Raw genomic sequence first — 11,354 nt, forward strand, 5'->3', positions numbered from 1 at the left:
GTCGATCAGTCAGACCAACCGCGTCGCCGCTGACGCGGTTGGCCTGACCAACCGGACGGTGATGGGCGGGGAACGGTGAAACGGGGGACGGGGAGGAGGGCTCGGAACGGGGCACGGAGGCGGGTCCGGAGGGAGACATGGGATGCCGGTCAGCCCTGGCGGAAGACGACGCCCTGGCCGCCGTCGGGGTAGGTCCAGGTCAGCGCGCCCTCGCCGTTGCAGACCATGTAGCAGGTGCCGCACTCGAAGCACTGCTCGTAGTTGAACAGGATGCCGCCGTCCGAGGTCGGCGCGAACAGGTTCGCCGGGCAGGCCGTGACGCAGGCCCGGGTGGTGCACGACCGGCAGACGTCCGAGTCGACGACGATGTGCGCCCGCTCGCCGACCCGGAAGTCGACGGTCGCCATCCGGTCGTCGAACGCGATGTCGCCGTACCGCCGGTCGCCCGCCGACTTCTTGGGGGTCAGCCTCATCGGAACACCTTCCCGATCCTCATGCCGTCGCGGGCGAGCTCGCGCAGGCTGACTCCGTTGCGTTTGGCGGACTGGCGCAGCAGCGCGAGCGCGCCGGGCTTCGGTTCCGGGTTCGTCACGGTGAACAGGCCCTCGACCAGGTCGGCGACCAGCCCCGGGTAGCGGCGCTGGATCCGCTGGGACAGGATGATCTCCGGGGCGCCGCGCAGCTTCTTGTGGTCGGCGAGCACGAACTGCTTCTCGAGCTCGTCCCGGTAGCGGCCCAGCCGCTTCTTCGAGGCGTCACCGGCGGCCGCGGCCTCGGCCGCGACCTTGCCGGCGACGAGCCCGGAGCCGATCGCGAAGTTCACGCCCTCCAGCCAGATCCCGGCGGCGAGCGTCATCCCGGCGGCGTCGCCGGTCAGCAGCAGGCCGTCGGTGGCCAGCGGCGGCATGTGGTCGTAGCCGCCCTCCGGGATCAGGTGCGCGGCGTACTCCTTCACGGTCGCGCCGCGCAGGTAGGGCGCGATCGCCGGGTGCGCCTTCAGGCCGGCGATGATCTCCTCGGGGCGTACCTTCGCCTCGACGAGGCCCGGCAGGGCGAGCACCGCGCCGATGCTGACCGTGTCGGTGTTCGTGTAGAGGAAGCCGCCGCCGGGGATGCCGCGGGTGCAGCCGAGCATCTCGATGTCGAGGCCCTCCTGCCCGCGCAGCGAGAAGCGCTCGTCGATCACCTCGCGCGGCAGCGACAGCACCTCCTTGACGCCCAGCGTGTGGTGCTTCGGGTCGGCCTTCGGCAGCAGGCCGGACTCCTTGGCCAGGAACGAGTTGACCCCGTCCGCGGCGATCACCACCCTGGCGCGCAGCTCGCCGTCGGCGCGGTCGGTGCGCACCCCGACGACCCGGCCGGCGCCGTCACGCAGCAGCCCGGTCGCGACCGTGGACGTGACGAGCCGCGCGCCGGCGTCCGTCGCCTTGCCGGCGAGCCAGCTGTCGAAGTCGGCCCGGTAGGCCGTCATGCCGTTGTAGGGCGGCCCGGCCCAGCTCTGGGTGCGGAAGTCGACGGTGAGCGCCTGGGTCTCGGTGAGCACCATCGTGGAGCGGCGGACCACCCAGCGCTCGACGGGCACCTCCTCCCACCAGTTCGGCAGCACCGTGTCGAGGATCCGGCCGTAGATGACGCCGCCGTAGACGTTCTTCGACCCGGGGAACGGGCCGCGCTCAAGCAGCACCACCGACGCGCCGGCCCGCGCCGCGGCGAGTGCCGCCGCCGCGCCGGCGGGCCCGGCGCCGACCACGACGACGTCGACGTCCGGCGCCTGGTCCGCGACCGGGGCGCCCGGCGCGTTGCCGGGCCCCGCGTGCCAGGTGCCCTTCTGAGCCGTCGGGTCAGCCATCGGCGCTTTCTCCACGCGGTTCGGGGACGGCGACGGCTCCCGCCGCGCCGGCCGGGACGGGCACCCCGAGGCGCCGGGCGAGCTCGACGAGCAGCGCCCCGGCGTCGGTGACCAGGCCCAGGTCGGCCATCGCGGTCATCGGGCAGCTGGGGTCGGTGTTCACGGACACCAGGTGGCGGGGCGCGCCCAGGCCGCCGGTGTGCTGGCTCGCGCCGGACACGCCGAACGCGATGTACAGCTCAGGGTCGAGGGCGATCCCGGTGGTGCCGATCTGACGGTCGTAGCCCATCCAGCCGGCGTCGGTGACGACCCGGGTCGCGCCGGCGGACGCCCCGAGCGCCGCCGCGACGCCCGCGAGCAGCTCGAACGCCGCCTCGGGCGGCACGCCGCCGAGGCCGCCCGCGCGCGCGACCAGCCCGGCGCCGCCGCCGAGCACCCGCGGGGCCTCGCCGAGGTCCATCGTCGCCGGGTCCGGCTCCAGCACCTCGACGACCTCCACGTCGACGACGCCCACGGGCGCGTCCGGCAGCGTGACGGCCACCGGTCCCGGCGTCGCCGCCGGCTCGCCGACGTCCGGCGTCCGCGTCGGCTGGACGGCCACCGCCACCGCCACCTCCGCCGGTGTCGCCGCCGCGGGCGCGGCGGCGTCGTGGACCGACCGGGCGCCGGGCAGCAGGGTCGCGACGGCGGGCGCGGCGCACATGGCCGTGACGAGCAGCCGGCCGTCGACGCGGGACAGCTCGGCGCGCGCCTGACCGTCCTCGGTGAGGCCCACGGCGACGGCGCCGGCCAGCAGCGGGACGTCCAGCCTGGCGGCCAGGCGTGGGGCGAGGTCGCGGCCGTCGGCGGACGCGGGCAGCACCACCAGGTCGGCGCCGGCCAGCGGCGGCGTGAGGGAGGCGGCCAGCGCCCCGGCGCGCAGGCCGGGCCCGGTGTCGGCCCACCAGACCTCGGACGCCGGCCCGCCGGCCACCTGGTGCAGCGCCTCGGCGGCCTCGGCGGCACCGGAGCCGACGACGAGCACCCGCCCGCCGGCCTCCGCCGCGGCCTCGGCCCCGCCCGGCGGCACCTGCCCGCCGCGCGCGACGACCACGGCGACGGTGCCGGACAGCGCGAGCGCCGACCCGGCCACGAGAGGGGCCGCGGCCACGCCGCCGGCGGGGGTGACCGGCGCCGTCGTGGACGGCGTCGCTGTCTCGGTCATCACGCTCCCGTTCACAGGCTCACCGCCGCGCGCTGCCCCTCGACGACCGCGGCGTGCGCCCGCCGCGGGGCAAGGCAGTCGCCGACCCTCGTCAGGGAGAACGGCAGTTCCCCGGCGGCGTCCCCGGCCTTGGCGCGCAGCGCCTTGTAGAGCGAGTCCTCGGCGCGCTGGTGCACGGCGCAAACCACCCAGTCGACGGTCCTGGTCTGGTCGGTCCCGGTGGGGTGGTGCTGCAGGTTCAGCACCACGCCGCCGTCGTCCGCCGGCGCCGTGCCCATCGGCACGAGGTCCGTGGCCTGGGTGACGCCGCGGGCGGCGGCCTTGACGTTCCACTGTTCCATGTCGAGTGTGACGCCCAGGTCCTGCCCGACGACCATACCGTTGGTGATCACCTCGACCTGGCAGCCGCGGTCGGCGAGCAGCTCCGCCACCGACGTCGCCTGGTGGAAGCCGAGCTCGTCGACGACGACGACCTTCCCGGAGGGTACGGCGCGGCCCTCCAGCACGTCGCGCACGTCGACGACGCGGCGGCCCGCGTCTGGCCCTGATGACACGGCCCCGCCGGCCCACCACGGCGGGTTCGGCGCGGCGCCGGTGGCGAGGATGACCGCGTCCGGCTTCTCGGCGAGCAGCAGGTCGGCGTCCGCCTCGGCGCCGAGCTTGACGTCGACGCCGAGCCGGGCCGCGTGCGCGATCAGGTTGCGGACGATGTCGAGGAACTCGGCCCGGCTCGGCACGCTCGCCGCCAGCTGCACCTGCCCGCCGAGCCGGTCGGACCGCTCGAACAGGGTGACGTGGTGGCCCCGTTCGGCGGCGGTGACGGCGGCCTGCAGCCCGCCCGGGCCGCCGCCGACGACGAACACCCGCTGGCCGCGCCGGCGCGGCGTCGGCAGCGTGATCGCCTCCCGGCCCGTGCGCGGGTTCTCGATGCAGCCGAGCCAGCGGTTCAGGCCCATCCGGCCGACGCACTCCTGGTTGCAGGACAGGCAGGTGCGGATGTCGGTGGCGTGCCCGGCGCGCGCCTTGGCGACGAAGTCCGGGTCGGCGATCTGGCCGCGCACCACGCCGATCAGGTCAGCCTGCCCGGCGGCGAGCGCGCGGTCGGCCTGCAGCGGGTCCTTGAACCGGCCGACGCCGACGACCGGCAGCGAGACGGCCGCGCGGATCGCGCTCGGGATGAACATCGCGTAGCCCGGCGGCACCTGCATGCTCGCCTCGATCATGTAGAGCGTGGCGGTGGCGACGCCGATCGAGGTGTTGATGTAGTCGACCTTGCCGCTCGCCTCGACCATCCTCGCGATCGCGACCGCGTCGTCGATGGTCGTGCCGCCCTCGATGAGCTCGTCGCCGCAGATCCGCACGCCGAGCACCAGGGCCGGCCCGATCGCGGCGCGCACCGCGTCGACGATCTCCAGCAGCAGCCGGGCCCGGTTCGCGAGCGACCCGCCGTAGCCGTCGGTCCGCTTGTTCGTCGCGGGGGACAGGAAGCCGCGCACGATCGAGGAGTGCGAGCACTGCAGCTCGATGCCGTCGAACCCGCCGGCGGCGCAGTGCTCGGCGACCTGGCCGTAGCCGGCGACGACCTCGCGGATCTCGTGCGGCTCCAGCGCCTTGGGCACCTCGCGGAACAGCGGGTCGGGCACCGGGCTCGGCGCCCACACCGGCTGGCGGGAGAACATGCTCGACGCCTGGCCGCCGTTGTGGTTGATCTGCGCCAGGATCGGCGTGCCGTGGGCGTGCACGGCGTCGGTGATCCGCCGGTAGCCGGGGATGACGGCCGGGTTGAAGCCGTGGATGAGCTTCTCGTACGGCCAGTCGGTCGGGTGGGTCGAGTGCTCCTCGGTGATGATCAGCCCGGCGCCGCCGGCCGCACGGGCGGCGTAGTAGGCGGCGTGCTGCTCGGTCGGCAGCCCGTCGGCGGCGTAGTTCGTCAGGTGGGCCGAGAACACCACCCGGTTGCGCACCGTCAGCGGCCCGATCCGCAGCGGGCTGAACAGGTACTGGTACCGCCCGGTCGCGCTCATCGGCCCGCTCCTTCGCCCGTGGCCGTGCCAGCGGCGGCCGCGACCGGGACCCGCCGCGGTCTCCCGGCGGCCGCGCCGACCTCCAGCGCGCGGCGGCGGCCCTCGAGCACCGCCTCCAGCGCGGTGCGGGGGGCGACGCAGTCGCCGGCGCGCGGGGTGCCCGGGCGCTCCAGGTAGAGGTCCTCCCTCGGCAGCCGGTGGCCGCAGTCGACGACGGCGGCGCAGCCGATCTCGCGGCGCGCGCCGGTCCAGACGTCCTCGAGCACCGCCCGGCCGTCGCCGACCTCCCGGATCAGGGCACGCAGCTCCCGGCGCACCCCGGCCTGGGCGAGCCGGGTGTTGGCCGGGGCGAGGTCGCCGGTCAGCGACAGCAGCGTGCCGGCGACCTGGTCGGGCGTCACCAGGGCGACGTCGCGCCCGGCGGCGGCCAGCCACTCGGCGATCCCGATCGCCACCGGCCCACCGACGGGGTCGTGCACGACGACCGGCCCGCCTGGCAGCACGTCGGCCGTGCCGGCCTCCAGCAGGGACAGCGCGGGCCAGCTGTCGACGGGGGCCGCGTCCGGTGGCGCCGGGTAGGCCCGGCCGGCCGTGACGGACCCGGTGGCGAGGATGACCGCCGTGCCGGCGGCCTCGGCGGCGTCCAGGTCGGCGGCGGTGACCGTCTTCTCGAACCGGAAGCGCACGCCGAGGCGCTCGCACTCGGCGGCCAGCCAGTCGACCAGCAGCGCGAGCCGCTCCCGGCCCGGTCCGACGGCGGCCCCCCGCAGCGCCCCGCCGAGCACCGTGTCGTTCGTGGTGAGCGTGACCCGGTGGCCGCGGGTCGCCAGCACGCGGGCGGCCTCCAGCCCGGCGGGGCCGCCGCCGACGACCAGCGCGTCGCGGGCGCGGGCGTCGGTGCCCTCGACGGGGAGGTCCTCGGTCTCGTGGCCGCTGCGCGGCTCGCCGACACAGGACACGATCGGGTTGCGGTTGTCCCGGACCCGGCAGGCCTGGTTGCACAGCAGGCACGGCCGCACCCGCGCCGCGTCGCCGGCGCGGGCCTTGGCGACGAGCTCCGGGTCGGCGATCTGCGCCCGGGTCATCTCGACGAGGTCGGCGACGCCGTCGGCCAGCGCGGCGTCGGCGGCGGCGACGTCGACGACGCTGCCCTGCAGGGCCACCGAGAGGCGGCCCGCGGCGGCGGTCCGCATCGCCGCGCACAGGTCACGGTTGAAGGTCGGCGCGGTGTGCGACGTCGGCCGGTAGGCGGTCGTCGAGTACGGCCCGCCCCGGGTCACCACGAGCAGGTCGAGCAGGCCGAGGCCGGCGAGCGCGTCGACCTGCTCGGCCGCCTGCTCGGGGGTGACCCCGGCCCAGGGCGCCAGCTCGTCGCAGCACAGCCGCAGCGAGAGGATCGCCTCGTCCCCGATCGCGGCGCGCACCGCGGTGAGCACCTCGCGGGTCAGCAGCAGCCGGTCGGCGCCGTACTCGTCGCCCCGGTGGTTGGTGAGCCCCGAGTGGAACTGGCGCAGCAGCGCCAACGGGCCGGCGTCGATCTCGACGCCGGCGAGGCCCGCGGCGACGGCGAGCGCGGCGCCGGCGGCGAAGCCGGCGACGATCGCGTCGATGCCGTCGCGTTCCAGCTCGGCTGGCAGCTCGCGGCTGGCCGCGTCCGCGACCGGCGACGGCGCCCACAGCGCCGCCTGGGAGTAGGCGCTGGAGCCCTGGCCGCCCGCGTGGCCGAGCCCGGCGAGCACGATGGTGCCATGCGGGCGTACAGCGGCGGCGAGCGTCGCCCACCCCTGGCCGCAGTCCGCGGCCAGGGGCGCGCGCTCGTAGGGCCAGTCGTCGGCGGTCACGGACGCCGTCTCGGTGACGATCACTCCGGCGCCGCCGGCCGCCCGGCGGGCATAGTAGGCGACGTGCCGGTCGGAGATCTCCCGGCGGCGGGCGAGGTTCGTCTCGTGCGGGCCGAACAGGACACGCGACGGCGCCGTGCGCGCCCGCAGCGCGAGCGGCCGGGTGAGCGCCGGTGGTGTCGCGGGCGACGCGCCGGGACTACCGTCGATCGCGGTCATGCTTTGGCCATACCGTGAGATCCGTCCATGTCGCAATGGGTCGGTCGCCCGCTGGGGGCCGGGGCGGCCCTCCGCCCATCTGTGGCACTCGGTGTCATAGATGGGCGAATGAGGGGAAGCATATTGGCACCGGGTGCCAGAGGAAAGGGATTGCCGGATGCGTTCCGCTCGCCCGCGTGGCGCCCCGCCCCGCGGTGAGGCCGCGCCGGCCGGTCGTCGGACAGACAACGTGACCGGCGGGCGGGCCGGGCGGCGCCCGGTGACGAGCGCGGCCGAGCTGGAGCGGCACGCGCTTCTGATCTTCGAGGAGCGCGGGTTCGAGGCGACGACCGTCGACGACGTCGCCGCGGCCGCCGGCATCGGCCGGCGCACGTTCTTCCGCTACTACGCCTCGAAGAACGACGTCGTGTGGGGGGAGTTCGACGCCCACCTGGAGACGATGCGCGCGGCGCTCGCGGCCACCAGCCCGGACGTGCCCGTGATCACGGCGCTGCGCCGCGCGATCCTGGACTTCAACACCTACCCGGTGGCCGAGACGGACTCGCACCGGCGCCGGATGGCGCTGATCCTGCGCACCCCGGCCCTGCAGGCGCACTCGACACTTCGCTACGCCCGGTGGCGGGCGGTCGTCGCCGAGTTCGTCGCCGCCAGGACGGGGCGCGACGAGGGCGCGCTGGAGCCGCAGGCGGTTGCCTGGGCCTTCCTCGGTGTCGCCGTGGCCGGCTACGAGGAGTGGCTCGCGCACGCCGGCGCCGAGCTGATCCCCATTCTCGACCGGGCTCTTGGCCTGCTGGTCGACGGCTTGGACCGCTCGCTGTAGCGCCCGCCGGGACCGACGCCCCGACCCGGGGGCTGGCCCGCTGACGGGCGTTCGGCCGTGACGCATGGTAGACACTGAGCTTCAGTGCAGTCACCAAGCGTAGTTGTCCGTCGCCGTTGCCTGACGGGAAGGGGAGTGGCCATGCCGTCGAAGGCGCGCACGACGACCGCCAGCAGCGACGGAGGTACCGGGGCCGGCGCGACGGGAACCGCCGCGCCGTCGACCCGGCGCGCGGCATAGTCGCCGCCCCCCCCCCCCCCCCCCGCGCCCCCCCCCCGCCCCCCCCGGGCGGGGGGACCGGGGGCCGGCGCGACGGCACCCCCCGCCCCGTCGACCGGTCGCGCGGCATCGTCGCGGCCCGCCGCGACGCGCCCCGCGCCCCGCGCCGGCGCCACGAGGACCTCCACCAGGACCACGACCACCAAGTCCGCCACCACCCGGGCCGGGGCGACCAAGTCCGCCACCACCCGGGCTGGCACGGCCAGGGCCGCGGCCTCCAGGACGGCGACCCCCAGGAGCACGACCGCGCGGCGCGCCGCCGGGGAGAAGTCGCCGACCACGTCGGGGGCCCCCCGCCCGGCCGCGGCGCGGCCCGCGCCGGGGGGCGCCCCCCGGACGAGCGCCGCGGACGAGCGGATGCCGGCGTCCCAGGACTGGTACCGCCGCGGCGTCGCGGACGCGATCGAGCGCGAGCACGACGTGGCCGGCGCCTCCTTCCGGCTGCCGTTCCTGCGGGTCAGCCTCGAGATGCCGCGCCGCCACCGTCCGCTCGGGCTCGAGCGGGCCACGGCGCGAGACGTCGCCGCGCGTGCCGGCATGGCGGAGCGGGCCGGTGACGAGGGCTGGCGGATCGGGCCGGTGGGCCTGCCGTCGCCGCGCAAGACGGCCTACTACCTGGGGCTCGGCGCGCTCGCCGCCATCGAGGTGGTCGAGTGGCCGATAGCCGCCGCGATCGCGGCGGGCACCTGGGTGGCCCAGCACACCCGGCCCGAGGCCCCCGCCGTCGGCACCGGGCCGTGGGAGCACCTCCACCTCCCCGGGCGCGGGCACGACGAGCACGCCCACGACGAGCACGCCCACAACGGGCACGCCACCAGCCGCCGCCGCGCCGCGTCGGCCAACGGGACGCACGCGCACAACGGCCACGGCCGCCGCCGCGCCTCCACGGACAGCTGACGGGTGGTCGCCCTGCGTCCGCCCGGCCTGCCGCTGCCCGGGCGCGCGAACCTCGCGCGGGCGCTGGCCGCCCCCGTGAGCGTGGCGCGCGCCCTGCCGGGTCCCGGCCGTCTGGCGCGCGCCCTGCGACACGAGCTGACGCACCCGGACCGCCGGCCTCGCCGGATCTGGCACGAGGACGGCGCCGCGCACATCGAGCTGATCGGGGTCGCCCGCACCGGCGGCCCGTCAGCCCACGCGGCCGTGTCCGACGCGCTGCGCCGGCTCGCCGGCGTGGACTGGGCCGAGGTCGACGAGGGGCTTGGCCGGGTGCTGGTCGGGTTCGACGGTGACCAGGTCGAGGTGTCCGACCTGGTCGACACCGTCGGCGACGTCGAGCGCGCGCTGCACGCCGAGGAAGGCCAGGGCCCTGGGCCGGCGCGGCTCGCCGAGCGCCACCCGGCCGAGGCCGACCCGCTGCTCGCCGAGACCATCGCGCTCGCCGTCGACACCGCCGCGTTCGGCGTGGCCCTGACCGGGCGCTTCGTCCGGCTGCCGTCGGCGCCGCGGGCCGCCGGCGCCATCGTCGCGGTCGTGGACGGCCAGCCTCGGCTGCGCGCCGCGCTCGCCGACCGGATCGGCCCGGCGACCACCGACCTCGCGCTCGGGTTCGCCAGTGCCTGGGTCGGCGCCCTCACCCAACAGCCCGACGTGCTCGCGGTGGCCGTCGTCGGCCGGCTCGCGCGGATCGCCGAGCTGCGCGCGGGCGCGCTCGCGTTCGGGCGACGGGCCACCGAGCTGACCGCGGACACCGGGCGACGCTCGGGGCCCGACGACGGCCAGCCCGGCCCGGGCGGCCCGGACGGCGGCTCTGGCGGCCCGCCCGGCGCCGGTCGCGGTGGGCCCGGCGGCGCGGCCTGGCGCGGGCGGCCCGTGCCGCTGCCCGACGGGCCGGTCGAGGTGGCCAGCGCGCGGCTGGCGGCCGCCGGGCTCGCGCTCGGCGGCGCCGGACTGGTCGTCGGCCGCTCCCCGCGGCTGGCCGGCGAGCTGGTGCTCGCGGCACTGCCGCGCGCGGCCAGAGCCGGGCGGGAGATGTTCGCCGCCACGGCGGGGCGCCGGCTCGCCGCCCGGGGCATCGTGCCGCTCGACGCCAGGTGCCTGCGCCGCCTCGACCGGGTCGACACCGTGATGGTGTGCGCCTCGGCGCTGCTCGGCGAGCGCGTCCGGGTGCTGTCCGCCACCGACGCGCAGACGTGGGACCGGGCGGAGACGATGCTCGGCCACCTCGACCCACGCCGCTCCTTCCGGCCCGGAGAGGTGGTCGCGCGCGCCGGCGGCACCCGGCTCGTCGCCGCGCACGACGCGGGCCGCCGCCGCGCCGCCGACCCCGCGGGGCTGCCGTTGCTGGTGCGGACCGGCTCGGTCAGCGCCGGGGCGCTCGCCGGGGTCACGCTGGACGGCCACGCGGAGGCGGTGCTTCGGGCCGCGCGTGGCTGCGGCCGGGTGGTGCTGACCGAGCATGCCAGCGTCGCCGACATCGCCGGCCTCGCCGACGTGACCCTGCCACCCGCCCCGCGGCCCCGCCAGGCCGCTGGGGCGCGGCCGTCCCGGCGGGAGGCGGGGCTCGCCGCCCAGGTTCACCGGCTGCAGGCGGCGGGCGCGGTGGTGTGCGTCGTCGCCGACGAGGAGGGCGACGAGGCGCTGCGGGCCGCCGACGTCGGCGTCGGGCTCGCCCGCGCCGGCCGCAGGCCACCCTGGTCCGCCGACCTGCTGTGCGGTTCGGAGCTGACCGACGTCTGGCGGGTGCTCCGGTTCATGCCGCCTGCCGCCGCGACGAGCCGGCGGGCCGCCACCCTGTCGGTGTCCGGCTCGGCGCTCGCCGCGCTCACCACCTTCGTCAACGGCCCAGGTGCCCGCCCGAGCGCCCGCCGGCTCGCGCTCGTCAGCGGGCCGGTGAGCGCCGCCGCGGCGACGGCCGTCGTCACCGGGCTCGTCGCGGCGCTGCGCGCGGACCGGGGCGCCGTGCCGGCGCCCGTCCTGCACACCGACTGGCACGCGCTGACCGCCGAGGCCGCCCTGCGCCGGCTGGGCGCCGCCACCGGCGCGGACACGCGGCCGGCGGGCCAGCGGCCGACGGCACAGCCGACCGCGCAGCCGGCGCCGCGAGTGGCCGCGGCGGCCGCGCCCCGGGCCGGCGCCCCGCCACCGGCCCAGCGCGGCCCCGGCGCCGGCGGTTCCCGCC

At 77.4% G+C, this 11,354-nt stretch carries 7 protein-coding genes and 1 pseudogene; 3 read left to right on the plus strand and 5 right to left on the minus strand.

Going from position 1 to position 11,354, the window contains the following annotated elements:
• Positions 1-149: 149 nt before the first annotated feature.
• Genes I6A81_RS29250 through I6A81_RS29270 form a run of 5 tightly spaced genes read right to left on the minus strand, consistent with a single transcriptional unit; the run spans position 150 to position 7,137 of the window.
• Complete coding sequence (locus I6A81_RS29250; protein ID WP_238438478.1) at positions 150-473, minus strand: ferredoxin family protein; 324 nt, start codon at positions 471-473, stop codon at positions 150-152.
• A complete protein-coding gene (locus tag I6A81_RS29255; protein WP_203007174.1) occupies positions 470-1,849 on the minus strand; it encodes an FAD-dependent oxidoreductase in 1,380 nt (459 codons plus the stop codon). The genes I6A81_RS29250 and I6A81_RS29255 overlap by 4 nt, the downstream gene beginning before the upstream one ends.
• Positions 1,842-3,053, minus strand: coding sequence for a mycofactocin-associated electron transfer flavoprotein alpha subunit (locus tag I6A81_RS29260; RefSeq protein WP_203010368.1), 1,212 nt, complete (start codon positions 3,051-3,053; stop codon positions 1,842-1,844). The genes I6A81_RS29255 and I6A81_RS29260 overlap by 8 nt, the downstream gene beginning before the upstream one ends.
• Positions 3,054-3,064: 11 nt before the next feature.
• On the minus strand, positions 3,065-5,077 hold the full coding sequence (locus I6A81_RS29265; RefSeq protein WP_203007172.1) for a mycofactocin system FadH/OYE family oxidoreductase 2: 2,013 nt from the start codon (positions 5,075-5,077) through the stop codon (positions 3,065-3,067).
• Entirely contained in the window at positions 5,074-7,137 is a 2,064-nt protein-coding gene (locus I6A81_RS29270; RefSeq protein WP_203007171.1) for a mycofactocin system FadH/OYE family oxidoreductase 1, read from the minus strand. Before I6A81_RS29270 ends, I6A81_RS29265 begins: the two co-directional genes overlap by 4 nt.
• Before the next feature lie 229 nt (positions 7,138-7,366).
• Between I6A81_RS29270 and mftR the strand changes: the two genes are divergently transcribed.
• The 3 genes and pseudogenes from mftR to I6A81_RS29285 form a co-directional block, all read left to right on the plus strand.
• Complete coding sequence (mftR, locus tag I6A81_RS29275) at positions 7,367-7,957, plus strand: mycofactocin system transcriptional regulator (RefSeq protein ID WP_203007170.1); 591 nt, start codon at positions 7,367-7,369, stop codon at positions 7,955-7,957.
• Between the two features lie 636 nt (positions 7,958-8,593).
• Positions 8,594-9,133, plus strand: a complete 540-nt coding sequence (locus I6A81_RS29280; RefSeq protein ID WP_203010369.1) for a hypothetical protein — start codon at positions 8,594-8,596, stop codon at positions 9,131-9,133.
• A 3-nt stretch (positions 9,134-9,136) separates the two neighbouring features.
• Positions 9,137-11,354 (plus strand): annotated as a pseudogene (locus tag I6A81_RS29285) (cation-translocating P-type ATPase); the annotation flags it as partial.

It is taken from the genome of Frankia nepalensis, assembly GCF_016786325.1.
Classification (GTDB): Bacteria; Actinomycetota; Actinomycetes; order Frankiales; family Frankiaceae; genus Pseudofrankia; species Pseudofrankia nepalensis.

Coding starts and splice junctions, on each gene's coding strand:
- I6A81_RS29260 (WP_203010368.1), bottom strand. CDS start 3,053: ATGACCGAGACAGCGACGCCGTCCACGACGGCGCCGGTCACCCCCGCC.
- I6A81_RS29265 (WP_203007172.1), bottom strand. CDS start 5,077: ATGAGCGCGACCGGGCGGTACCAGTACCTGTTCAGCCCGCTGCGGATC.
- I6A81_RS29270 (WP_203007171.1), bottom strand. CDS start 7,137: ATGACCGCGATCGACGGTAGTCCCGGCGCGTCGCCCGCGACACCACCG.
- I6A81_RS29280 (WP_203010369.1), top strand. CDS start 8,594: ATGCCGGCGTCCCAGGACTGGTACCGCCGCGGCGTCGCGGACGCGATC.
- I6A81_RS29250 (WP_238438478.1), bottom strand. CDS start 473: ATGAGGCTGACCCCCAAGAAGTCGGCGGGCGACCGGCGGTACGGCGAC.
- I6A81_RS29255 (WP_203007174.1), bottom strand. CDS start 1,849: ATGGCTGACCCGACGGCTCAGAAGGGCACCTGGCACGCGGGGCCCGGC.